General features: G+C 73.7%; 22 protein-coding genes and 1 pseudogene. 8 read left to right on the forward strand and 15 right to left on the reverse strand.

Annotated elements, in window-relative coordinates:
- Positions 1 to 9: 9 nt before the first annotated feature.
- Positions 10 to 999, reverse strand: coding sequence for a DUF4349 domain-containing protein (locus RIN80_RS08660; protein WP_309094929.1), 990 nt, complete (start codon positions 997 to 999; stop codon positions 10 to 12).
- A 157-nt stretch (positions 1,000 to 1,156) separates the two neighbouring features.
- On the opposite strand from RIN80_RS08660, the gene hemG reads away from it, so the two are divergent.
- A complete protein-coding gene (gene hemG, locus RIN80_RS08665) occupies positions 1,157 to 2,632 on the forward strand; it encodes a protoporphyrinogen oxidase (RefSeq protein WP_309094930.1) in 1,476 nt (491 codons plus the stop codon).
- A 5-nt stretch (positions 2,633 to 2,637) separates the two neighbouring features.
- Positions 2,638 to 3,381, forward strand: coding sequence for a hydrogen peroxide-dependent heme synthase (gene hemQ / locus RIN80_RS08670; protein ID WP_309094931.1), 744 nt, complete (start codon positions 2,638 to 2,640; stop codon positions 3,379 to 3,381).
- Here hemQ and RIN80_RS08675 read toward each other — a convergent pair whose 3' ends face one another.
- The 7 genes and pseudogenes from RIN80_RS08675 to RIN80_RS08705 form a co-directional block, all read right to left on the reverse strand.
- Positions 3,382 to 4,983 (reverse strand): alpha/beta hydrolase, encoded by a 1,602-nt coding sequence (locus RIN80_RS08675; protein WP_309094932.1) that lies wholly within the window; start codon positions 4,981 to 4,983, stop codon positions 3,382 to 3,384.
- 206 nt (positions 4,984 to 5,189) lie between these two features.
- Positions 5,190 to 5,960 (reverse strand): TIGR04222 domain-containing membrane protein, encoded by a 771-nt coding sequence (locus RIN80_RS08680; RefSeq protein WP_309094933.1) that lies wholly within the window; start codon positions 5,958 to 5,960, stop codon positions 5,190 to 5,192.
- A gap of 1,323 nt (positions 5,961 to 7,283) precedes the next feature.
- Positions 7,284 to 8,366 (reverse strand): annotated as a pseudogene (locus RIN80_RS26560) (DUF692 domain-containing protein); the annotation flags it as partial.
- Positions 8,367 to 8,679: 313 nt separating this feature from the next.
- Positions 8,680 to 9,153, reverse strand: coding sequence for a hypothetical protein (locus RIN80_RS08690; protein WP_309094935.1), 474 nt, complete (start codon positions 9,151 to 9,153; stop codon positions 8,680 to 8,682).
- 70 nt (positions 9,154 to 9,223) lie between these two features.
- Positions 9,224 to 10,003: a peptidyl-tRNA hydrolase gene (locus tag RIN80_RS08695; RefSeq protein WP_309094936.1), complete on the reverse strand. Its 780-nt coding sequence runs from the start codon at positions 10,001 to 10,003 to the stop codon at positions 9,224 to 9,226.
- 82 nt (positions 10,004 to 10,085) lie between these two features.
- Complete coding sequence (locus RIN80_RS08700) at positions 10,086 to 10,265, reverse strand: hypothetical protein (protein WP_094052755.1); 180 nt, start codon at positions 10,263 to 10,265, stop codon at positions 10,086 to 10,088.
- A gap of 43 nt (positions 10,266 to 10,308) precedes the next feature.
- Positions 10,309 to 11,826: an FAD-dependent oxidoreductase gene (locus RIN80_RS08705; RefSeq protein WP_309094937.1), complete on the reverse strand. Its 1,518-nt coding sequence runs from the start codon at positions 11,824 to 11,826 to the stop codon at positions 10,309 to 10,311.
- A gap of 85 nt (positions 11,827 to 11,911) precedes the next feature.
- On the opposite strand from RIN80_RS08705, the gene RIN80_RS08710 reads away from it, so the two are divergent.
- Both RIN80_RS08710 and RIN80_RS08715 read left to right on the forward strand, forming a co-directional pair.
- Positions 11,912 to 12,316 carry a metalloregulator ArsR/SmtB family transcription factor gene (locus tag RIN80_RS08710; protein ID WP_309094938.1) on the forward strand — a complete coding sequence of 135 codons (405 nt, stop codon included), beginning with the start codon at positions 11,912 to 11,914 and terminating at the stop codon, positions 12,314 to 12,316.
- Positions 12,313 to 12,798 carry an SRPBCC domain-containing protein gene (locus tag RIN80_RS08715; RefSeq protein ID WP_309094939.1) on the forward strand — a complete coding sequence of 162 codons (486 nt, stop codon included), beginning with the start codon at positions 12,313 to 12,315 and terminating at the stop codon, positions 12,796 to 12,798. The genes RIN80_RS08710 and RIN80_RS08715 overlap by 4 nt, the downstream gene beginning before the upstream one ends.
- 9 nt (positions 12,799 to 12,807) lie before the next feature.
- On the opposite strand, the gene RIN80_RS08720 is transcribed toward RIN80_RS08715, so the two are convergent.
- The 7 genes from RIN80_RS08720 to zapE all read right to left on the reverse strand — a co-directional run bounded on the left by RIN80_RS08720 (position 12,808) and on the right by zapE (position 20,133).
- Positions 12,808 to 13,662 carry a PPK2 family polyphosphate kinase gene (locus RIN80_RS08720; protein WP_309094940.1) on the reverse strand — a complete coding sequence of 285 codons (855 nt, stop codon included), beginning with the start codon at positions 13,660 to 13,662 and terminating at the stop codon, positions 12,808 to 12,810.
- An 85-nt stretch (positions 13,663 to 13,747) separates the two neighbouring features.
- The gene (locus tag RIN80_RS08725) at positions 13,748 to 15,130 is read right to left on the reverse strand and encodes an alkaline phosphatase PhoX (protein WP_309094941.1); all 1,383 of its coding nucleotides are present in this window, start codon (positions 15,128 to 15,130) and stop codon (positions 13,748 to 13,750) included.
- A 90-nt stretch (positions 15,131 to 15,220) separates the two neighbouring features.
- Positions 15,221 to 16,084, reverse strand: a complete 864-nt coding sequence (locus RIN80_RS08730; RefSeq protein WP_309094942.1) for a slipin family protein — start codon at positions 16,082 to 16,084, stop codon at positions 15,221 to 15,223.
- 153 nt (positions 16,085 to 16,237) lie between these two features.
- Positions 16,238 to 17,731 carry a SulP family inorganic anion transporter gene (locus RIN80_RS08735; RefSeq protein WP_309094943.1) on the reverse strand — a complete coding sequence of 498 codons (1,494 nt, stop codon included), beginning with the start codon at positions 17,729 to 17,731 and terminating at the stop codon, positions 16,238 to 16,240.
- A 14-nt stretch (positions 17,732 to 17,745) separates the two neighbouring features.
- The gene (locus RIN80_RS08740; RefSeq protein WP_309094944.1) at positions 17,746 to 18,327 is read right to left on the reverse strand and encodes a carbonic anhydrase; all 582 of its coding nucleotides are present in this window, start codon (positions 18,325 to 18,327) and stop codon (positions 17,746 to 17,748) included.
- A gap of 78 nt (positions 18,328 to 18,405) precedes the next feature.
- On the reverse strand, positions 18,406 to 18,837 hold the full coding sequence (locus RIN80_RS08745; protein ID WP_309094945.1) for a hypothetical protein: 432 nt from the start codon (positions 18,835 to 18,837) through the stop codon (positions 18,406 to 18,408).
- 198 nt (positions 18,838 to 19,035) lie between these two features.
- A complete protein-coding gene (zapE, locus tag RIN80_RS08750) occupies positions 19,036 to 20,133 on the reverse strand; it encodes a cell division protein ZapE (protein WP_309094946.1) in 1,098 nt (365 codons plus the stop codon).
- Between the two features lie 37 nt (positions 20,134 to 20,170).
- On the opposite strand from zapE, the gene RIN80_RS08755 reads away from it, so the two are divergent.
- The 4 genes from RIN80_RS08755 to msrB all read left to right on the forward strand — a co-directional run bounded on the left by RIN80_RS08755 (position 20,171) and on the right by msrB (position 23,622).
- Positions 20,171 to 20,974, forward strand: coding sequence for a pyrimidine reductase family protein (locus RIN80_RS08755; protein ID WP_309094947.1), 804 nt, complete (start codon positions 20,171 to 20,173; stop codon positions 20,972 to 20,974).
- Positions 20,975 to 21,226: 252 nt separating this feature from the next.
- Positions 21,227 to 21,700, forward strand: a complete 474-nt coding sequence (locus RIN80_RS08760; protein WP_309094948.1) for an indole-3-glycerol phosphate synthase — start codon at positions 21,227 to 21,229, stop codon at positions 21,698 to 21,700.
- Between the two features lie 108 nt (positions 21,701 to 21,808).
- Entirely contained in the window at positions 21,809 to 23,200 is a 1,392-nt protein-coding gene (murC, locus tag RIN80_RS08765) for a UDP-N-acetylmuramate--L-alanine ligase (RefSeq protein ID WP_309094949.1), read from the forward strand.
- A 14-nt stretch (positions 23,201 to 23,214) separates the two neighbouring features.
- Positions 23,215 to 23,622: a peptide-methionine (R)-S-oxide reductase MsrB gene (msrB, locus tag RIN80_RS08770; RefSeq protein WP_309094950.1), complete on the forward strand. Its 408-nt coding sequence runs from the start codon at positions 23,215 to 23,217 to the stop codon at positions 23,620 to 23,622.
- The last annotated feature ends 34 nt before the right edge of the window (positions 23,623 to 23,656 follow it).

Below are 23,656 nucleotides of genomic sequence, written 5' to 3' on the forward strand. Positions count from 1 at the left end.
CAGGGGACTTCAGTCCTGCTCGCCCGGGGTCCGCGGCTGTGATGCCTCCGGCGCCGGGCGGGCCGCCGGCAGCGGGCCGAGCGTGGCCGCCGCGGGCGCGGGCCGGGGCCGGCGCGGCAGCCGGGGGCGTACGACGCGCAGCCACAGCAGCGCCAGCAGGGCCGCCACCGCCGCGAACGGCAGGACCGCGCCCAGCACCACCGCGAGCCAGCGCAGCATCGTCACGAAGGCGTGCCAGCCGCCCGCGAGCGCGTCCAGGAACCCCGGGTCGTCGTCCCGCTTCGCCTCCTTCTTCACGGGCGTCTCGGACAGCGTCAGGGTGATGGTGGCCAGGCTCGTGCGTTCCTTCAGGGCCGCCTGCCGGGCGAGCAGCGCCTCCAGGTCGGCCTGCCGGGTGCTCAGCTCGCCCTCCAGGGTCACCACGTCGCTGAGCTTGGTCGCCCGGTCCATCAGCTCCCGGATCCGGGCCACGCTGGCCCGCTGCGAGGTGATCCGGCTCGCCACGTCCACGACCTGGTCGGTGACGTCCTCGGCCTTCGCACTGCGGTCGAGGAGCTTGCCGGCGCCCTCCAGAGAGGCCATGACGGCGTCGTACTTCCCGGCCGGCACGCGCAGCACGACCCGGGTGCGCTCGCGGCCCTGCCCGTCCCGGGTGGTGCTCTCGTTCCCGATGTAGCCGCCCGCGTCCTCGGTGCTCGTCCGGGCCTCGACCAGGGCCTTCGGGACGTCCTTGACCTGCACGGTCAGCGAGGCGGTGCGGATGATGTGCTGTGCGGGCAGCTTCACCGGCGCGGTCGCCCGTGCCCCGCTTCCGGTGCCGCCGGGCGCGGCCTCCTGCGCACCTGCCCCGCCGCCGTCCTGCGCGAGGCCGCGCTCGGCGGCCGTGCTCCCGGCGGAGTCGTCCGAGGCGCCGCTGCACCCGGTGAGCGCGAGGGCGGCGGCCAGCAGGAGGGCCGCCACGGCCGGAGCGGGACGGCGGGTGGATCGTCGTGTGCGCATGCGGGCATCCCCCGAGGGTCGATTCTGCTGACGCTTCTTCGACGCGCGAACCGCGCCGGACGTTTGGCCCGGCCGGTTCCGATGCGGTCACGGTCGGGACTCGTGACGGACACCGGGGCGCGACGGCGCCGCCCGTGGGGTCTGAGAGGCTGGGGGCATGCGCGAAGTACGAGGTCGTGGGGGCACGGGGCAGGTCGTCGTCGTCGGGGCGGGCATCGCGGGGCTGGCCGCCGCGCACCGGCTGCTGCAACGGGGGGCGCGGGTGACCGTGCTGGAGGCCTCCGGCCGGGTCGGCGGCAAGCTGCTGCCCGGGGAGATCGCGGGCGCCCGGGTGGACCTCGGCGCCGAGTCGATGCTCGCCCGCCGGCCCGAGGCGGTGACGCTCGCGCGCGAGGTGGGTCTCGCCGGCCACCTGCAGCCGCCCGCCACCGCGACCGCCTCGATCTGGACCCGAGGCGCCCTGCGCCCCATGCCCAAGGGCCATGTGATGGGCGTGCCGGGCGCCGCCGCCGCCCTGTCCGGCGTGCTGTCCGAGGAGGGCCTCGCCCGCATCGGGCGCGACGCCGAACTGCCGCGCACCGAGGTCGGGGAGGACGTGGCCGTCGGCCGGTACGTGGCCGCGCGCCTGGGCCGCGAGGTCGTCGACCGGCTGGTCGAGCCCCTGCTGGGCGGGGTGTACGCGGGGGACGCCTACCGCATCTCGATGCGCTCTGCCGTCCCGCAGCTCTTCGAGGCCGCCCGCACCCACGCCTCCCTCACCGAGGGCGTCCGCGAGATCCAGGCCAGGGCCTCCGCCGCGCGGCAGACCGGCCCGGTGTTCCTGGGCATCCGCGGCGGCGTGGGCAGCCTGCCGCTCGCGGTGGCGCAGTCGGTCCGGGCCCGCGGCGCCGAGATCGTCACCGGAGCCCCGGTGACGGAGCTGCGCCGAGTGGGCCGGCCGGACCCGGCCGGCGCGGCCTGGCGGGTGGTCGCCGGTGACCGGGTCCTGGAGGCCGACGCGGTGGTCCTCGCCGTGCCCGCCCCCGTCGCCGCCCGGCTGCTGCGCGCCGAGAGCCCCGGGGCCGCCGCCGGGCTCGACACCGTCGAGTACGCCTCCATGGCCCTGGTCACCCTCGCCTACCGCCGCGCCGATGCGGACCTGCCCGACGGCAGCGGCTTCCTCGTGCCGCCGGTCGACGGGCGCACCATCAAGGCGTCCACGTTCGCCTCGCAGAAGTGGGGCTGGATCGCCGAGGAGAACCCGGACCTGGTCGTCCTGCGCACCTCCGTGGGCCGCTACGGCGAGACGGAGATCCTGCGGCGGGACGACGGCGAGCTGGCCGACGTCTCCCGGCACGACCTGAAGGAGGCGACCGGGCTCGACGCCACTCCCGTCGCCACGCTCGTCACCCGCTGGGACGACGGCCTGCCGCAGTACCCGGTCGGCCACCACGCGCGCGTGGCCCGCATCCGCGAGCAGGTCGCCCTGCTGCCCGGGCTCGCCGTCTGCGGCGCCCCCTACGACGGCGTCGGCATCCCCGCCTGCATCGCCAGCGCCTACGCGGCCGTCGACCAGATCCACGGCGACCCGCGGGGTGTGCAGCAGCTCACCGCCCACCCGGTGCAGAGCCTGCACGGCGGAGCGGGAGAATGAGGAGCATGAGTGACGACGCCTCCACCACGCCCTCCGGCACCGCGCCCGACCGCATCCCGAACAAGGGCAAGCTGGCCAAGGACCTCAACGAGGTCATCCGCTACACGCTCTGGTCCGTCTTCAAGCTGAAGGACGTGCTCCCCGAGGACCGCACCGGGTACGCCGACGAGGTCCAGGAGCTGTTCGACCAGCTCGCCGCGAAGGACGTGACCGTCCGCGGCACGTACGACGTCTCCGGCCTGCGCGCCGACGCCGACCTGATGATCTGGTGGCACGCGGAGACCAGCGACGCGCTGCAGGAGGCGTACAACCTCTTCCGCCGCACGAGGCTGGGCCGCGCCCTGGAGCCCGTGTGGTCGAACATGGCGCTGCACCGCCCCGCCGAGTTCAACCGCTCGCACATCCCGGCGTTCCTCGCCGACGAGACGCCCCGCGACTACGTGAGCGTCTACCCCTTCGTGCGCTCCTACGACTGGTACCTGCTGCCCGACGAGGACCGCCGCCGCATGCTCGCCGACCACGGCAAGATGGCCCGCGGCTACCCGGACGTGCGCGCCAACACCGTCGCCTCGTTCTCCCTCGGCGACTACGAGTGGATCCTCGCCTTCGAGGCCGACGAGCTGTACCGCATCGTCGACCTCATGCGTCACCTGCGCGCCTCGGAGGCCCGCCGGCACGTCCGCGAGGAGGTGCCGTTCTTCACCGGCCGCCGCAAGGACGTCGCCGAGCTGGTCGCCGGTCTGGCCTGATCAGCGGACGCGCTCGCCGGCCCCGGCCCCGCCCGGGGCCGCCGGCCTGGGCTCGGCGTGCGGCGCGCACTGCGCACGCCGCCCGGGCAGCCGCCCGTCCAGCAGGTACGCCTCCATGTGCCCGTTGACGCAGGCGTTCGGCCCGCCCGCGAGGCCGTGGGCCCCGGCGTCCCGCTCGGTCACCAGCACCGAACCCGCCAGACGCCGGCGGAGTTCGAGGGCGCCGCGGTACGGCGTGGCCGCGTCCCGTTCGGCGGCCAGGATCAGCGTCGGCGGCAGCTCGCCCGGCCCGGCCCCGACGTCCAGCGGCCGCTGCCGGGGCGCCGGCCAGGAGGCGCAGGGCAGGTTCGTCCACACGTTGTCCCAGGTCTCGAAGGGCGCCACCCGCGCGAGCCGGGTGTTGTCCCGGTCCCACACCGCCCAGTCCGTCGGCCAGGGGGCGTCGTTGCACTCGACGGCCACGTACACCGCCCGGGAGTTCTCCGCCTCCACGGCCGCCTCGGGATGCTGTTCCGCCTGCTCGACCAGGGGCCGCGGGTCGCCCTTGAGATACGCCGACAGCGCGCGTGCCCGGTGCGGCCACTGGTCGTCGTAGTACCCGGCCTGCAGGAACGCCCCCTGCAACTGCCCCGGTCCGACCTTCCCACCCGCGGGCTCGGCGGCCAGCCGCGCGCTCGCCCGCTCGTAGCTGCGCAGCACCTCCCGCGCGGTCCGGCCCAGTCCGTACACGCCGTGGTGGCGGGCGATCCACTCCCGGAAGTCCCGCCAGCGGTGCTCGAACGCGGCCGACTGGGCGAGGTTGTTGCGGTACCAGATCCGCTCCGGGTCGGGATCGACCACCGAGTCGAACACCATGCGCCGCACGTGCCCGGGGAACAGCGTCGCGTACAGGGCCCCGAAGTACGTGCCGTACGAGGAGCCCAGGAACGTCAGCCGTTCCTCGCCGAGCGCGGCGCGCAGCACGTCGAGGTCGCGGGCGTTGTTCAGCGAGTGGTAGTGGCGCAGTGCGTCACCGGCGCGTTCGGCGCAGCCGCGGGCGTACGCCGCGGCCTGGACGCGGCGCTCCTTCTTGTAGGCCTCGGAGGGGTGTGTCGGCGCCTGCGTGGGCCCGTTGAAGAACTTCTTCGGGTCCTTGCACGACAGGGGAGCCGAGGGGGCGACCCCGCGCGGGGCGTAGCCGACGAGGTCGTAGGCGGCCGCGATGCGCTTCCACTCGGGAAGCAGGCCGATGAGCGGGAAGTACAGGCCCGTGGCGCCGGGTCCGCCGGGGTTGTGGACGAGGCTGCCCTGCCGCAGGACCGGGCTCTTGCCGTGCGGGTCCTCGCGGGTCGCCCGGGCCCGGCTGACGGTGAGTTCGATCTGCCGGCCGTCCGGCCGGGCGTAGTCCAGCGGGACCTTGACGGTGCCGCACTGCATGCTGCCGGGCAGGTCCTGCGCGTCGGGGCACGGCCCGAAGTCGATCCCGGCCGCCCCGGCCCGTGCCGCGGCCACGGCCGTGCCGCGCAGCTCGGCGGTCCCGGTGCGGTCCTCGGTGTCCGGGACGGCTGTGAGGGCGCTCAGCAGCAGGGACCCCGCGGCCGAGTAGAGGAGGGCGGCTCGCATCGGGTGTCCCTTCGCTGCACGGTGGCGACGCAAGGGATGTTTCGTGCGCGGCGGGAGGAAGGCAAGCACCGTCCGCCGGTGTCGGCGCCGATGCCCCCTAGAGCCTGTCGTGTGGATCAGGTCGCAGGAAAGTGACGGTGCTGTTCAGCGCCGGACCGCGCGTCTGCGGCGTGATCCACACGACAGGCCCTGGCGCGCCCCCTGGTTCAGTCGCGTGCCCCGCGGCGTGTGAAGGCGGCGCGCAGGTCGGGTTCGTCGATCGCGCTGACACCGCGCACCGCCACCGAGGTGAGGTACGCGCGGTCGTCGGCGTCGCCGTCCGCGGTGCGGGCCAGGGAGCCGAGCAGCCGCTGACCGGCCGGGGAGGCCCAGCGCGAGTACGGGTGGACCTCGACGCGCGCCACGGCCAGACAGCTCAGCACCAGGGCGAGCGGCAGCGCGAACCACAGGGCGACCAGGTGGCGCGGCATGTCCGGCGGGAGCGGGGTCAGCAGCGCGGCGACGCCGAGGGCGAGCACGGCGACGGCCGCCCCGCGCACCTGCCGTACCGCCGCCGCGACCGTCGTACGGGCACTGTCGGGTACGGCCAGCCCCGCGCGCACCAGTCCGTCGGCGATCCCGCGCACCGCGTCCGCCGCGGCGGCGGTGGAGCGCACCGGCGCGATACGCGACTGCCCCTCGGGCCCGATGGCCCCTATCACCGACCGCTCCATCTCGTCGCGCCCGCGCGGATCGACGACCGTCGCCCAGCCGGTGTGGGCCAGCAGCAGACGCCGCTGGCGTGCCATGGCCACCAGGGTGACGTCGGCGACCCGTCGGGGCCCGCCCGACAGGAACGCGGCCTCGTACAGCGTGAGTTCACGGATCCGGCCGGTGTCGGCGTCACCGGTCGCGGCCCGAACGGCGGCCAGGCACAGGCGGGTGCACGCCGTACCGGCCACGGCCCAGGCCGCCAGCAGGAAAAGAACCCAGAGCATATGTCGTTTGTATGTGACACGGTTACGCGAGCACCATGCCCTGGCCGCGATCCGGACGGAGTGTTGTCGGTATGTGACGTTCCGTTTCACTGTCCCGGCGGGGGGCGGTAGGCGGTACGCGGGTGGCGGGAGCGTGACGGTGGGGGGAGGGGACCGGTGCGGGGACGACCGGGGTGCCGTCCTCGCCGGCCAGATCGGGTGCACCCGCAAGTTGCGGATGCTCGCCCGGACCTGGGCGACGACCGGGAACACCCTGCCGTGCGCCACGCGCAGGAGGTGGGCGACTTCCGGTCGTGGGCGGCGCCCCGGCTCCGGTCGAGCGCGGACCGTTGGGCCCCGGCACAGCCGGGCAACCAGGTCCCGGCAGGGTGACCGGCCCACCCGGGTCCTCCGGACCGCCCGGACGCCCACGCGACGGTGCGTTCCGTGGCCGCCGCCCGCCCGATGGGCCGTGTTGCTCAGGGCGTCTGAGCGGCGCGGGCCTCAGCGCCGGAGCAGCGCCCTGCGCGTCGCGCGGGCCAGCCGGCGGACGGGCCGCGCGGAGCGCGGTGCGGGGCCCGAGCGTTCCAGCCACCACTCCCTCAGCTCCCGCCGGGCCTGCGCGTCCCCGGGCCGGCCGGCGGCGAGCAGGTGTTCGGCGAAGGTGAGGGCGTCGCGCCGGTAGCCGCCGGTCATGGGGTTCGTCTGGGCGTAGCCGAGGAAGGCCACGCGGTACTCCGGGCCCAGGATCACCGGCAGTTCGGGCGCGACTTTCGCCACGACGTCCGCCCGCTTCGCCGCGAGCGCCCGGGCCTGCACGCCGATCCGCACCCGGTCGAACCCCTCCGGCACGGGCGTCCCGGCCACCAGCGCCGACAGCAGCGCGGCCTGCGCAAGCCCGACCCGCTGCCGCGCCTCGCCGACCCCGACCTCGGGCCGCGGCTGGGTTTCCGCGACGGGGTCCCCGGCCTCGGGCCGCGGTCGGGCCTCTTCGTCCCCGAACTCGGGCCGCGGCCGGGCTTCCGCCACGACGTCCCCGAGCCGCGGCCGGGCTTCTTCGTACCCGCCTTCGGGGCCCTGTCGGGGTTCCGCGATGACTTCCCCGTCCTCGGGGCGCTGTCGGGTTCCCGTCACGGTGTCCCCGAGCCGCGGCCGGGCCTCGCCGGGGCCCGCCGGGTGCTGCCCGGCCGCGTCCGTTTCCGGGGGGTGGGGCAGGCCGAAGGCGCCCCGTGTCGCCTCGACCGCCCCGGTCTCGTCGCCCGGCCGCAGGACGGCCGTGCCTGCCTCGGGGATCTCCGCTCCCGACTCGGGCTTCTCCGCTCCCGACTCGGGCGTCATGGTCCCCACCTCGGGCGGGTCTGCCGCTGCGCGGGGAGCGTCCGCCCCTGTCCGGGACGCTTCCGCCCCGTACCTGGGCCTCCCGGTCTCCGCCGCGGGCGTCTCCGCTGCCGTGCGGGGCAGGCCTGCAACCCGGCGTGTCTCCGCCCCACCGGGTGCCTCCACCTCCACCCGGACCACCTCCGCCCCCGGCTCGCACGGCCTCGTTGCCGGTCGTGCCGCCGTGCGGCCCGCCTCGCGGAGTTCCGCCTTCACGCGTTCCACCGCCCCCGTCTCCACCGCCCTGCGGATCGAGGCCAGCTCGGAGTGGAGTTCCGCCGGTTCCGGGAAGTTCTCGTCCCGTTCCAGCAGGACGCCCGGCGGGCGGACGCGGGACGCCAGGTCGGTCAGGATGTCGAGGACCGGCAGCGGCACGGGGTGGGCGTGGCTGTCGTGCCAGACGCCGTCGCGTTCGAAACCGCCCGCGACATGGACGTAGGCGATGGCCTCAAGGGGGAGCTCAGCCAGGGCCTTCGCGGGGTCCTCGCCGCGGTTGACGTGGTTGGTGTGCAGGTTCGCCACGTCGATCAGGAGACGCACCCCCGTGCGGTCCGCCAGCTCGTACAGGAACTGGCCCTCCGTCATCTCCTCGGCCGGCCAGGAGATCAGCGCCGCGATGTTCTCCACGGCCAGCGGCACCGGCAGCGCGTCCTGCGCGATCCGCACGTTCTCGCACAGCACGTCCAGCGCGTCCCGGGTCCGCGGGACGGGCAGCAGATGACCGGCCTCCAGCCGCGGGGACGCCGTCAGGGCGCCGCCCGCCCGGACGAACGCGATGTGCTCCGTGACCAGCGGCGAGCCCAGCGCCGTCACCCGCTCGGCCAGCGCGGCGAGCCGGCCCTCGTCGGGCCGATCCGCGCCCCCGAGGCCCAGCGAGACGCCGTGCGGCACCACGGTGACGCCGCGCTCGCGCAGCCGCCGCAGCGAGTCGGGCAGATGGCCGGGGCAGACGTTCTCGGCCACGGCCTCGACCCAGTCGATCCCCGGCATGCGCTCCACGGCGTCCGCGATCTCCGGCCGCCACCCGATGCCCGTCCCCAGTCGCTCCATCGTCCCCTCCTCCACCCGGCCCGCTCCCCGAACGTGAGGGGGGTATGGCCCAGCCGCCCGCCTTCGAACCCCGCACGGGCCGCCTTCAGAGCAACATTTGAGGTTCGCCCCCACCGACACAGCCCCCGCACGCGCGCCGCCCCGAAGCGTCGTGGACCGGACCTGCGCGAAGGCGGCGAAGCAGGCGCACCGCCCCGCGCGGGAACGGCGGGGGAGACCGGGGGCGGCCCCGGCCCCCATGACCGGACGGCTGCACACGCTGGTCGCCGGGAGGGGACCGGCGCCCGCCGGCCCCCTGCGGCCGTCGAGGGCTCTAGACGGCGCGGGTGGAGCGGTAGTTGAACACCGACCACAGGACGAACAGACCGGTGACGATCATGATGATCGACCAGAAGGGCTGGTACGGCAGCCACATGAAGTTCGCGATCAGCGCGAGTCCGACCACGACAGCGCCCACCATCCGGGCCCAGGTGGCGCCGGTGAACAGGCCGAACCCGGCCGCCACCAGGAGCACGCCGACGATCAGGTGGATCCAGCCCCACGCGGTCAGGTCGAACTCGAAGACGTAGTCGCCGAAGCTCGTGTACACCTCGTCGTCGGCGATCGCCGCGATGCCCTGCAGCACCGCGAAGAGACCGTAGACGACCATCAGGGTGCCGCCGAGGGCGAGCCCCCCGGACGCCCACGCGTCACCGGAGCCGTCACCGGAACCGCGCGGGCCGCCCCCACCGGGCATCCGGTCGTCGGGCGCGGGAGGAGCGGGGGGAGGGGGCGCGGCGCTGCTCATGGCTGCCTCCTGGGTCGGGGTTGTCTGGTAACCCCACTGGAGCACTCGTCCGGGACCCCCGCGCCCGCGGTTACTCCGAACGGGTGGACGCCGGGTGACCGGTCCCGTGCGGCTCCCGGCGCAGCGCCGGGTGGTCCGCGACGACCGTGCAGGAGCCGGGCGCGATCTCCGTGAACCCGGCGTCCCGGACCAACGGCAGTCCGCTGTCGATCAGTCGGGGCCAGCGGTCCGGGTCGGCCGTCCGTACGGCGAGCGGGAAGCCCGTGTCCCGCCAGGCGGTTTGCTGCGCGTCGGACAGCTCCCACCAGGCCAGCTGGGCGGCGTGCCCGGCCTGGGCCATCGCCTTGCCCGCCGACATGCCGAGCTCCGGGTTGAGCCAGAGCACGGGAGCGGCCGGGTCGGCGTTCCCCGGCTCCTGCGGGTCGTCCAGGTCGGTGCCGGAGACCTGGAGCCGGGCGAGGTCCTTGGGCCAGCCGTCCAGCGGCACCGGCGGGAAGACCCGCACCTCGGCCGACTTGCCGGTGACCGAGATGCCGGGCAGGGCCTCGGCCCGCCGCCACTCGGCGCCGCGCGCCCGGCGCACCACCTTGCGGATCCGCGCGTCCTGCCAGTCCCGCATCGCCCCCGCCCACGCGCCGTCGCCGGCCGAGCGCTCGTCGGCCAGGATCGTCAGGACGGCCCGCGCGGCCGTCTCCAGCGCGTCGGTGCGCGCCGGCGGGTCCGCCCGCTCGATCCGCACGACCAGCGGCAGCACGAACTGCGGGGCCGCGTCGCGGCCGGAGGTCCCGGACCGGAAGGGGCTGTCGTGGACGGGCGTCGGGTCGTTCACGGTCGTCGGGTCTTCGCTCACGCACCCCAGTGTGCCAGCCGGAAAGATCGCGGCTGACCGGCCCGGCGGCCGCCGGACACGGCCGCCGCCGCTCTTGCCCGCCTCAGCCCGAGCAGGCCGTGCGCTGGGCCTCCTGCCATTCGCAGACCGGGCAGAGCGTGATGCCCTTGTACGACTCGGGATACTCCGTCGGCTCCCGGCACAGCACGCACTCGGCGTACGGCGGCCCGTCGGCCCGGGGTGGCCTGGCCGCGTCGATCAGGCAGTAGTCGTCCTCGCTCATGTCTCCAGCGTAGGCCGGTCGGGACCGTCCGCCCACGGCCCGCTCAGATGTCCCGCCGTTCCAGCGGCTTGGTCGCCGGGCCCTGGATCACCTTGCCGTCGGTGTCGAAGCGGGAGCCGTGGCAGGGGCACTCCCAGGCGCGCTCGGCGGCGTTGAAGTCGACCAGGCAGCCCAGGTGGGTGCAGCGGGCGGAGAAGGCGTGCAGGGCTCCGTCGTCGTCCCGGTAGACGGCGAGCCGGTGTCCGCCGGCCCGGACCACGGCCCCCTCACCGGGCGGCAGGGACTCCACCGGCGGCGAGGGCCGCAGCCGGTCGCCCACGAAGTGCCCGGCCACCTTGGCCTGCGTCTTGAGGAACGACGGCGCCTCCCGTACGGCCGGCTTCACCCGGCGCGGGTCGTACAGCCCGCTCCACTCGCACTCCTCGCCGGTGATCTGCGCGGCGAGCAGGCGGCCCGCCATGATGCCGCCGGTCATGCCCCAGCCGCCGAACCCGGTGGCCACGTAGGAGTGCCGGGCGCCCGGGTGCAGCGGGCCGACCATCGGGACGGTGTCGGTGGGGGTGTTGTCCTGCGTGGCCCACCGGTGGGTGACGTCCAGGCCGGGGAAGTGCCCGGTGGCCCAGGCGGTGAGGCGTTCCAGCCGCTCCCGGGTGTCGCCCGTGCCCGGCGTGAAGTGCTCACCGGTGACGATCAGCAGGCGCCGGTCCCCGTCGTAGGGCGCCGTGCGCACCGAGCGGGTGTTCTCGTCGGGCGTGATGAACATGCCGCCCGGGTCCTGGCCGGCGGGGATGGTCCCGGCGACGACCAGCTCGCGCTTGGGCGTGAGCCGGGCGAACAGCAGCGCCCGGTCGAAGATCGGGTAGTGCGTGGCGACGACGACGTCCCGGGCCCGGACCGTCGCCCCGGTCGCGGTCGACAGCCGGCAGGGCTCGCCCTCGTCCAGGCCGAGGACGGTGGTGTCCTCGAAGATCCGGCCGCCGCCCTCGACCAGGTCGGCGGCGAGGGCCAGCAGGTACTTGCGCGGATGGAACTGGGCCTGCCCGGTGACCCGGACCGCGCCCGCCACCTCGAAGGGCAGCCCGGTCTCGGTCACGAACTCGGCGGGCAGCCCGGCCTCGGCGGCCGCCCGGGCCTCGGCCCGCAGCTCCTCGACCTTGCCGGGGTCGCGGGCGTACGTGTACGCGCTCCTGGCCTCCCAGTCGCAGTCGATGCCGAGTTCCGTGGCGATCCCCGCCGCGCGCTCGATCGCCTCGGACTGGGAACGGGCGTACAGGCGCGCGCCCTCGGGGCCGCGGGTGCGGCGCAGTTTGTCGTAGACGAGGGAGTGCAGGGCCGTCACCTTGGCGGTGGTGTGCCCGGTGACGCCCGCCGCGACCCGGCCCGCCTCCAGGACCGCCACGCTCCGGCCCGCGCGCGTCAGCTCCCACGCCGTGCACAGTCCGGCGATCCCGGCGCCGATCACCGCCACGTCGACGTCCAGGTCCTCCGCCAGCGCCGGATGGCGGCCGTCCGGCGCCGTGTCGAGCCAGTAGGAGCTGCTGACCTGCTGCTTCTCGCTCATGTGGCACCGGGTACCCCGGCACGCCCGCGTCAGTGCCGGGCGGATCGCTTTACAGAGGGAGCCGGCAGCGCTAACCTACAACCAAATGGTTGTAGATGAGCCGAGTGACGAGACGGTGGACCGGCTGTTCCACGCCCTGGCCGACACCACGCGCCGGGACATAGTGCGCCGCTGTGTGAGCGGGGAGCTGTCCGTGTCCCGGCTGGCCGAGGCCTATCCGATGAGCTTCGCGGCAGTGCAGAAGCACGTGGCGGTGCTGGAACGGGCGGGACTGGTCACCAAGCAGCGCAGCGGACGGGAGCAGCTCGTGCGCACCGACCCCGACGCGGTGGACCGCGCCCGCCGGGCGCTCGACGAGCTGGAGTCCGCCTGGCGCGGGCGGGTGGACCGGATGGCCGGGCTGCTCGCCGAGGACCACGGCACCGGCGCGTCCCGGACCGGGCCGTCCGCAACCGGAGAGAACGATCCGACGGAAGGGCCCGAGAGATGAGTGTCACCCGTGTCGACAAGGACCTCGACCACCTGACCCTGACCCTGGTCGCCGAGTTCGCCGCGCCCGTGCAGCGGGTGTGGCGGCTGTGGGCCGACCCCCGGCAGCTGGAGCGCTGGTGGGGCCCGCCGACCTACCCGGCGACCGTGGAGGAGCACGACCTCACCCCCGGCGGCGAGGTCACCTACTTCATGACCGGACCGGAGGGCGACCGGCACCGCGGCTGGTGGCGGATCACCTCGGTCACCGAGCCGACGGCCCTGGAGTTCACCGACGGCTTCGCCGACGACGACGGCAAGCCCAAGGACGACATGCCGACCATGTCCGTGTCGGTCCGGCTCAGCGAGCGCGAGGGCGGCACCCGCATGGAGATGCGCTCCCTCTTCGACTCCCGCGAGCAGATGGAGCAGCTGATCACGATGGGCATGGAGGAGGGCCTGAAGGAGGCCGTCGGCCAGATCGACGCCCTGCTGGCCGCCTGACCGGCCGGGTCAGGACTCCACCAGCCGCCTCCGGCACTCCGCCACGTCGAAGTCCGCCTCCGGGTAGCGCGGATCCAGCTCCCGGAAGTGCTCCGTCAGCAGCGTGCCGACCGCCCAGTCCCGGTACCACTTGTGGTCGGCCGGCACCAGGTACCAGGGCGCGTACGAGGTCCCGCAGCGCTCCAGGGCGATCTCATAGGCCTCCTGGAAGGCGGGCCACAGGGCGCGGTCGTCGATGTCGGAGGCGGCGAACTTCCAGCGTTTGTCCGGCTTGTCGAGGCGCTTGAGCAGCCGGCGGCGCTGCTCGTCGCAGGAGAGGTGCAGGAAGCACTTGACGAGGGTCGTGCCGCCGTCGGTGAGGGACCGCTCGAAGCGGTTGATCTGCTCGTAGCGCCGGGCGATCTCGGTGGCGGGTGCGAGTTCCCTGACCCGCGCGATCAGAACGTCCTCGTAGTGCGAGCGGTCGAAGACGCCCAGCTCGCCGCGGACCGGGAGCGCCTGCTCGACCCGCCACAGGAAGGGGTGCGCGCGCTCCTCGGCGGTGGGTGCCCTGAACGCCGTGACCCGGCAGCCGGACGGGTTCAGCCGGCCGATGACGTGCTTGACCGTGCCGCCCTTGCCGCTGGTGTCCATGCCCTGAAGGATCAGCAGGACGCGGCGCCGGTCGCCCCTGGTGCTCGCCGCCCACAGCCGTTCCTGCAGGACGGCCAGCCGCTCGCCGATCCGTGCCGTCCCGGCCCGGCCCGCCGCTTTGCCGTCCGGTCCGGCGGGGGTGCCGGCGGCGTCGTACCGGGCCAGGTCGACCGGCTCGCCGACGGGCAGGCGCAGCCGGTCCCGCAGCGAGGTGCTCTCCGTGCGTGTCACCGGACCCCCTTCGGTCCTGTGCCTCGATGATCCGGCGGGGCGCCGGGCCGCGTACCCGCCGCCCCGGCCGGATCCGGAGCGCCGGCTACCGGCGCCAGGGGCCCGTCACCGCGAACGTGGTGCCGGGCGTGTAGCAGTTGACGTACATCGTGTCGCCGTCGGGCGAGAAGGTCACCCCGGCGAACTCACCGAACTCGGGCTCCTCGGGGGTGCCGATGTTCTGGCGGTTGCGGGCCATCGCGTAGACCTCGCCGCGCCGGGTCACGCCGTACACGTGCTGGACGCCGTTGCCGTCCTCGCAGACCATGAGGCCGCCGCCGGCCGCCAGGCAGATGTTGTCCGGGGACTCGCCCGGCAGCCGCACGTCGGTGTCCGGGCCGAACACGACGACCAGGGTCAGGCGGCGGCGCTCGGGGTCGTAGCGCCAGACCTGCCCGAAGTGGTCGGCCGCCGAACCGTCGCCGGTGCGCGCGAAGGACGACACGAAGTACACCGACCGGCCGCCCCAGTAGCAGCCCTCCAGCTTCTGCGCGTGCGTGATGCCCTGAGGACCGAAGTCCTGCAACCGGATCGGCGTCCGGGCGGCCTGTGGATCGGGTACGTCCACCCACTCGACGCGGTCGAACGCGGCACCGATGTCCTGGACCATGGACAGGTCGGGCACCCCGGGCACGCGCATGGCCTGCAGCCGGCCGCCCGCGCGCAGCGAACCCCGGCCGCCCAGCGGCCGGTCCGGCAGGAAACGGTAGAAGAGGCCGAAGGGCCGCTCGAAGGCGTCCTCGGTCTCGTAGACCACGCCGCGCCTCGGGTCGACGGCGATCGCCTCGTGCTGGAAGCGGCCCATCGCGGTCAGCGGCACGGCCCCGGTGCGGCGCGGGTCGACCGGGTCGACCTCGAAGATGAAGCCGTGGTCCTTGGCGTACCCGTTGGTGCCCGCCTTGTCCTCGGTCTCCTCGCAGGTCAGCCAGGTGCCCCAGGGGGTGGGGCCGCCCGCGCAGTTGACGGCCGTGCCGGCGATCGCGACGCGCTCCGACAGCACGTGGTTGCGGGAGTCCAGGGTCAGGGCCGTACAGCCGCCCTTGCCGGCCGGGTCGTAGGTGAGGCCCTCCACGGCGGGCACCGGGATTCTGCCGTTGTGGCGGTTCTCGTGGTTGCGGACCAGGTGGACCCGGCCGCCCCTGCCTTCGAAGGCCGACATGCCGTCGTGGTTGGAGGGGACGGCGCCCTCCCCGGAGCGGAGCGGGTCGCCCTCGCGAGAGAGGATCCGGTAGCGGAAACCTTCCGGCAGATCGAGGACGCCCTGCGGGTCGGGGACGAGGGGGCCGTAGCCGGTACGGCCGGTGGTCTGTGCGGCGGCGGTGCCGGCGAAGAGTTCGGACAGGGCGCCGGAGAACGCGATCCCGAGGCCCAGGGCCCCTGTTCCGGCGAGCACCTGGCGTCGGGTGGCGGTACGACCGGTCTCGGTCATGGGACAACCTTCCTGCTGGCGGACAGGAACTGTGATCCCGCTGTGTCTACCACCTGGTGCCGGTGGCGGGAACCACGCGCGTAGCGCGCGTCACTGCTCGACCGGGTGCCGCAGCTCCTCCATGGCGTCCCGCGCCTGCCCCGTGCGGCCGAGAGCCTGCTCCACCGGTGCCTGCGCGCCCTGCCCGCCCGTCTCGCGGCCGCCCCGTTCCAGGAAGCGGAGCAGTTCCACCGGGATGGGCAGCACCAGCGTGGAGTTCTTCTCCGCCGCCACGGCCATCACGGTCTGCAGCAGCCGCAGCTGGAGCGCCGAGGGTGTGTCGGCCATCTGGTGGGCGGCCTGGGCCAGCTTCTTGGACGCCTGGTACTCGGCGTCGGCGTTGATCAGCCGGGCCCGCCGCTCCCGGTCGGCCTCGGCCTGGCGGGCCATGGAGCGCTTCATCGTGTCCGGCAGGGACACGTCCTTGATCTCGACGCGGTCGATGGTCACGCCCCACTCCACGGCCGGGCTGTCGATCATCAGCTCCAGGCCCTGGTTGAGCTTCTCCCGGTTGGACAGCAGATCGTCCAGCTCGCTCTTGCCGATGATCGAGCGCAGCGAGGTCTGGGCCATCTGCGAGACCGCGAAGCGGTAGTCCTCGACGTTGACGACCGCGGCCGCCGGGTCCACGACCTTGAAGTACACCACCGCGTCCACCCGCACGGTCACGTTGTCGCGGGTGATGCCCTCCTGGGCCGGAATCGGCATGGTCACGATCTGCAGGTTGACCTTGCGCATCCGGTCCACTCCCGGGATCACGGTGGTGAATCCGGGCCGCCGCACGTCCCCGTGCAGCCGCCCGAGCCGGAAGACCACCCCGCGCTCGTACTGCTTGACGACCCGCGCCGCCGCGGCCAGATAGACCACGCCGCCGGCGCAGACCGCCGCCACCGCCCCGATCAGCTCCCCGACCATGCCGACCTCCCCGCTCAGAGGTCCCGTTCCGGATACTTCTGTCACGATATGCCCGGAGCGGGGGTCGGGGCCATGCCTGGGCGGACGGGGCCGGACGCACCGGATCCGGGGCGCGCCGGCCGCGCGCCCCGGACCGGGTACCGTCCGCTCCGGCTAGGCCGCCGTGACCTTCTCGCTCTCCGGCGACGCCTCGGTCTCCGTGACCTTCACCGGCTCCGTGCCCGTCGCGCTGTGGCGTTCGGCCCAGTTCTCCAGGGCCGTGCGGCAGGCGTGGTCGAGGTGCTGCAGACCCGACAGGTTCAGCTCCACCGGGCGGTCCTGGGGCAGGGCCTCCAGACTGTCCATGATCTTCGGCAGCCGCAGGAAGGTCGCGTTGCCCGCCAGGTACACCTGGATCGGGCCGGCGCCCTTGTCTATGACCTCCAGCCTGCCGTGCGAGGCCTCCCATGCGGTCTTGACGACCGACAGGGCCAGACCGATGAGCACACCCTCGAACATGTTCACCGCGACAATGGACACGGCCGTGACGACGAGGATCAGCGCCTCACCCCTGTGCGCCCGCCACAGCGCCGTGATCTGGCGGAACGGGATCAGCTTCCAGCCGGCGTGCACGAGGATGCCGGCCAGGGCGGGGATCGGGATCAGCGCCAGCGCCCACGGCATCGCGGCGGCGAACAGCAACAGCCACACGCCGTGCAGCACCCGGGACGCCTTGGTCCTGGCGCCCGCGCTCACGTTGGCGGAGCTGCGCACGATGACCGCGGTCATCGGCAGCGCGCCCAGCAGACCGCACAGGGTGTTGCCCGCGCCCTGGGCGATCATCTCCTTGTTGTACTCGGTGCGCGGGCCGTTGTGCAGCCGGTCCACGGCCGCCGCGCTGAACAGGCTCTCCGCGGAGGCGATCAGGGCGAAGGCGATGATCGTGCCCCAGAGGGCCGGGCTCGCCAGCTCGCCGAAGGCCTCGGAGCCGGGCGGCTGGACGACGCCGAGCAGGCCCTCCACCTGGACGGTGGCGACGGGCAGGCCGAAGACGAGCGTGGCGACCGTGGCCAGGACGACCGCGGCCAGGGCGCCGGGCACGGTCCGCACCGCCTTCGGGACCCTCTTCCACAGCACGATGACGGCGATGGTGCCCGCGCCGATCGCGAGGGAGGTGAGCGCCCTGGTGCTGCCGAACGCGTCGGTGAACGCCCCGGGCAGGCCGGCGATCTTGCCGAGGCCGGAATCCGGTGCCTTCAGGCCCGCCGCGGCGTAGATCTGGCCGGCGATGATCACCAGTCCGATGCCGCAGAGCATGCCCTCGACGACCGAGACGGATATCGCCCGGAACCAGCGGCCTATGCCGAGGAAGCCCATCGCGAGCTGGAGCAGCCCGGCGAACAGCACGATCACGCCGAGCGTGCCCACGCCGAACTCGCTGACCGCCTCGAAGACCAGCACGGTGAGGCCCGCCGCGGGCCCGGACACCTGCAGGCTGCTGCCGCGCATCATCCCGGTGACGATGCCGCCGACGATGCCGGTGATGAGACCCAGCTCAGCGGGCACGCCGGAGGCGACCGCCACACCGACGCACAGCGGCACCGCGACCAGGAAGACGACGATGGAGGCGAGGAAGTCCTGCTTCAGATAAGGGAACTTGGACAGCATGGTCACCGGCCCCCTCAGAGCGTCTCGAACGTGCCGGACTGCGCGCGGTGTTCCCGCACGACGCCGGTGTGGACCTCGTAGTACCAGCCGTGCAGCTGCAGTTCGCCCGCGTCGAGGCGCTTTTCGACGCACGGGTAGGAACGCAGCCGCAGCAACTGCGTGAGCACGTGGTGCTGTACCGCCTCGGCGACCGTCGGGTCCCCGGGGTCGGAGCACTCGGGTTCGTCCGCCGCGTGGGCGAGCCAGTCGCGCACGGCGGGTACGGCGGTGAGGTCGTCGTGGCGCACCACCGCGCCGACGGCGCCGCAGTGGGAGTGGCCGCAGACCACGACGTGCCGGACGCCGAGCACCTGCACGGCGTATTCGATGGTGGCCGCCTCGCCGGTGGGGGTGCCGGAGGCGTAGGGCGGAACGACGTTGCCCGCGGTGCGCAGCTCGAAGAGCTCGCCGGGGCGGGCGCCCGTGATCAGGGCCGGTACGACCCTGGAGTCGGAGCACGTGATGAACAGGACGTCGGGGGACTGGCCCTCGGCGAGGCGGGCGAACTCCTCAGGGCGCTGTCCGAACTTGCGGGCGTTGTCGATGAGGGGCTGCATGAGTGAGTGACTCCTCCTGGCGCGCAGTGGGGGCGCGTCGGACGGGCATGACGAAGGTGGGGGGTACTGCTCCGCTGCTCAGCAGCGGAAGACCTGCAGGGCAGCCGGGGTGTGCGACGCCGAGGATCTCGACGTGTGCCGGTGCGCGGTGCGGGGTCCGGCCGGTTCGTCCGCCGTCGGCTGGATGTGCCGGGACAGCGGCGTCCGGTCGGGCGCCGTGGGCGTGGAGTCGGTGGCGTGGGACCGGTTGCGGGTCCGCAGGGGACCGGTCGGGTCCCCGTGGTGCCCGGAGCGGCAGGTGGCGATCTCGTCGCGCAGTGCCTTGCCGGAGAGGGTGATCCCGGGGCGCGAGGCCGTACCGGAGGGCTTGGTTCCGGGATGAGCCTTGGCCTCGGCTTGACTCGGTGTGTGCGCGGTTGCGAAGGACGCGGTCGGCGCGAAGAACTGGAGGGCGAGCAGGACGGCGGCGAGGAGCGAGATCACGGTCCGTACCGTCGTACCTCGATGCATGCGCCCCCCTTCCGTCAATGCAGGCGTCTAGCGTTGACCAACACTTGGTCAACGGTTGGTCAAGAAACACGTTAACCCTGCAAAGTCGTTTGCAGGGTTAACTTAACGTTTCAAGCTGAAGAGAGCCTGAAAACCGTGGGTGCGCTGGCCGGAACCAGCCCTTCCCGTACGGCTGTTGACGCGATATTGGAAGCGGGGTTACCGACCGGTCGGCAAAGTGGCCGCGTCGCGGGCCAGCGCGGTGAGCCGCGAGATGGCCCGGAAGTACTTCTTGCGGTAGCCGCCGTTGAGCATCTCGTCGCTGAACAGCTGGTCGAACGGCACGCCCGAGGCCATCACGGGCACCTCGCGGTCGTAGAGCCGGTCGGCGAGGACGACCAGCCTGAGGGCGGTCGACTGGTCGGGAACGGGCCGCACGCCGGTGAGGCACACCGCCCTGATCCCGTCCGTCAGAGCGCCGTACCGGCTGGGGTGGACCCGGGCCAGGTGGTCCAGGAGGGGCGAGAACGAGTCGAGGGAGGCGCCCTCGGTGGCGTGCGCCGTCGCCGTCACCTGTTCGTCGGAGTACGGCGGTGGCGCCTCGGGCAGGCCGCGGTGGCGGTAGTCCTCGCCGTCGATGCGCAGGGCGCGGAAGTGCGCCGACAGGCCCTGGATCTCGCGCAGGAAGTCGGCCGCGGCGAACCGGCCCTCGCCGAGCTTGCCGGGCAGCGTGTTGGAGGTGGCGGCGAGGGCGACGCCCGCGTCGACCAGCTTGCCGAGCAGGGTGGAGACCAGGACCGTGTCGCCGGGGTCGTCGAGCTCGAACTCGTCGATGCACAGCAGGCGGTGGCCGGAGAGGGTCCGGACGGTCTGCTGGAAGCCGAGGGCCCCGACCAGGTTGGTCAGCTCCACGAACGTGCCGAACGCCTTCAGGGCGGGCTCGGCCGGGGTGGCGTGCCAGAGGGAGGCCAGCAGGTGCGTCTTGCCGACGCCGTAGCCGCCGTCCAGGTAGACGCCGCGCGGACCGGCCGGGGCCTTCTTCGCCGCCCTGCCGAAACCGAACAGCCGCCGCTTGCCCGAGCCGTCGTCCCCGCCCAGGCCGGCCGCGAAGCCCTCCAGGGCGCGGACGGCCTCGGTCTGACTGGGCTGGTTCGGGTCCGGTATGTACGTGCTGAACCGGACGGAGTCGAACCGCGGCGGCGGCACCATCTCGGCGACCAGGCGGTCCGCGGGCACGTGCGGCTCACGGGCGCACAGCGACAGCGGGGCCGGGTCGGTCGCGGGGCCGGTTCCGGACGGGGAGGGGGAAGAGGACACGGTTCACCATGCTACGGCGCGTGGAACACTGCACGGCATGCGACGCCTGTTCCCTGTGACCGACGAAACAGCAGCTCCGGCCCCCGACGGCCCGTCCGGTGAGGGCGCCGGGCGGGAGTGGAGCCTGGCCGAGCTGGCCGCCGCGTACGCCTATCCCGAGCCGGGCACCGGGCGGGCGGAGCCGTATCTGCGGGCGAACATGGTCTCCACGCTCGACGGCGCCGCCCAGCACGACGGACGTTCGCAGCCCATCTCCAGCGCGACCGACATGCGGATCTTCGGCACGCTGCGGGCCCTGGCCGACGTGGTGGTCGTCGGGGCCGAGACCGTCCGGCGGGAGGGCTACCGCCCGGCCCGCGCCCGGGCCGAGTTCGCGGCGCTGCGCGAGGCGGCCGGGCAGGCGCCCGCGCCCGCGATCGCGGTGGTCACCGCCAGCCTGGACCTGGACTTCTCGCTGCCGCTGTTCACCTCGCCCCTGGTGCCCACCCTGATCCTCACCGGAGCCGCGGCCGCCCCGGACCGCGTCGCCGCCGCCGGGGAGGCCGGGGCGCGGGTGGTGACCGCCGGGGACGGCATGGGCGTGGACCCCGCCCGAGCCGTGGCGGCGCTGGCCGGGCTCGGCCACACCCGGCTGCTGACCGAGGGCGGGCCCCGGCTGCTGGGGCAGATGGTGGCGGCCGGCGTCCTCGACGAGCTGTGCCTGACCGTCTCCCCGATGCTCACCGCGGGCGACGCGCAGCGCGTCGCCCAGGGACCCGCCGTCGCCGTCCCGCACCGCTTCTCGCTGCTGTCGATGCTGGAGGAGGACGGCTTCCTGTTCACCCGGTACGGCAGGGCCTGACGTACTGAACGGCCGGACCCGGGGTACAAGGTGTCGGCGGCCGGTGCGTCCGGTCCTTCCGGTGACACCGGAACAGGGGGGCGGTGGCCCTCCACGGTCCGTTCGACGGCGGCATGTGCCGTTCGGCTCGGGTTCCGGAGGGCACACTGGATCCGGCAGTACCCGTGCGTACACGGGCAGGATGGTTTCCGCAGGGCCCGGCACGGCCCACGCAGGAGTGGGGCCGAGGCCCCGGAGCAGAAGGGGCGCCTGGTGTTCACAAGCGTTTTGATGATCGAGAAGGCCCTGACGTCCGCCGACGTGGAGTTCGTCACGACCTTGCACGGGGAGGAGGAGGTCTCCTTCCAGGTGCTGCTCCAGCCGCGCGGTGAACAGGCCGACCGTCTGCTGCGGGCCATCGACGACGTGGCGCTCGGTGAACTCGACGAGGCCGTGCGGGAGGGGGAGACGCCGGAGGGCGAGGAGGCCCTGAGCGTGGGGCAGCGGGCCCTGGAGGTCTCCCTCGCGGCGCTGCGGGCCTCGGGCAGCGCGGCGGAGGGGCGGCTGATCGAGGACCATCCGCTGGACGCGCTGAAGTCGCTGGTGGAGGAGGTGGGGGCCGATGAGGTCATCGTGCTGACCGACCCCCACTACGTGGAGGAGTTCTTCCACCGGGACTGGGCCTCGCGCGCCCGGCACAAGGTCGGGGTGCCGGTGCTGAAGCTGTTCTCGCACAGCAAGGCGTAGCCCTCCGCGCGGCGGCGGGTCCCGGCCCCGCGGCCCTGGCACGGCCCCGCGCGCCACTGAAATAAGGTGGGTGCGCCCACACCCGTCACGCCGTACTTGGAGAACCGCATGGCACCCGGCCTTCCCACCGCCATGGACCGACCGCACTTCATCGGCATCGGTGGGGCGGGGATGTCGGGGATCGCGAAGATCCTCGCCCAGCGCGGGGCCGCCGTCGCGGGCAGCGACGCCAAGGAGTCGGCCACGGCCGAGGCGCTGCGCGCGCTGGGCGTGACCGTGCACATCGGGCACGCGGCGGAGCACCTGGCCGACGACGCCAGCTGCGTGGTCGTCTCGTCGGCGATCCGGCACGACAACCCCGAGCTGGCCCGCGCGGCCGAGCTGGGCATCCCCGTCGTGCACCGCTCCGACGCGCTGGCCGCCCTGATGGACGGGCTGCGCCCGATCGCGGTCGCCGGCACGCACGGCAAGACGACCACCACCTCGATGCTGGCCGTGTCGCTGAGCGAGCTGGGCCTGAAGCCCTCCTACGCCATCGGCGGCGACCTGGACGCGCCCGGCTCCAACGCGCTGCACGGCGAGGGCGAGATCTTCGTCGCCGAGGCCGACGAGTCGGACCGCAGCTTCCACAAGTACACGCCCGAAGTCGCGATCATCCTCAACGTCGAGCTCGACCACCACGCCAACTACGCGTCGATGGACGAGATCTACGAGTCCTTCGAGACCTTCGTGGACCGGATCGCCGAGGGCGGCACGCTGGTGATCTCCGCCGACCACGAGGGCGCCCGCGAACTGACGCGGCGGGTCGCCGGACGCGGTGTGCGGGTGGTGACCTACGGCGCGTCCGAGGACGCCGGGGTGCGCGTGCTGTCGGTCGTGCCGCAGGGGCTGAAGAGCGAGGTCACCGTCGTGCTGGAGGGCCGGGAGCTGACCTTCGCGGTCTCCGTGCCCGGCCGGCACTACGCTCACAACGCGGTCGCCGCGCTGGCGGCGGGCGTGGCGCTGGGCGTCCCCGCGGCCGAGCTGGCCCCGGCGCTCGCGGCGTACACCGGGGTGAAGCGGCGGCTGCAGCTCAAGGGCGAGGCGGCCGGCGTCCAGGTCATCGACTCCTACGCCCACCACCCCACCGAGATGACCGCCGACCTGGAGGCCATGCGCGGGGCGGCGGGCGACTCCCGCATCCTGGTCGTCTTCCAGCCGCACCTGTTCTCGCGGACGCAGGAGCTCGGCAAGGAGATGGGGCAGGCGCTGGCCCTCGCGGACGCCTCGGTCGTCCTCGACGTCTACCCGGCCCGTGAGGACCCGATCCCCGGCGTGACCAGCGAGCTGATCATCGAGGCTGCCCGGGCGGCGGGCGCGGACGTCACGCCGGTGCACGACACGGCGGAGGTCCCCGCGGTCGTCGCGGGAATGGCGAAGCCGGGTGATCTCGTTCTCACCATGGGAGCGGGCGACGTCACCGACCTCGGCCCGCGGATCCTGGACCGTCTGTCGAACTGAGGGGCTGGAGGCTCATGCCGTACGACGTCGAGAAGCCGGACGAGCAGTGGCGCGCGGAGCTGAGCCCGGGCGAGTACGCGGTGCTGCGCCAGGCGGCCACGGAGCCCGCCTTCACCGGTGAGTACACCGACACCAAGACGCGGGGCGTCTACTCCTGCCGTGCCTGCGGAGCGGAGCTGTTCACCTCGGACACCAAGTTCGAGTCGCACTGCGGCTGGCCGTCCTTCTTCGACCCGAAGGACACCGACGCGGTGGAGCTGATCGAGGACCGTTCGCACGGCATGGTGCGGACCGAGGTGCGGTGCGCGCGCTGCGGCTCGCACCTCGGGCACGTCTTCGAGGGCGAGGGCTACCCCACGCCCACGGACCAGCGGTACTGCATCAACAGCATCGCGCTGCGGCTGACGCCCGAAGCGGGCTGAGCGCGCCCAGCGGATCCGGCACTCCTTCCGGGTG

Source organism: Streptomyces sp. (genome assembly GCF_031181705.1).
Lineage (GTDB): Bacteria > Actinomycetota > Actinomycetes > Streptomycetales > Streptomycetaceae > Streptomyces.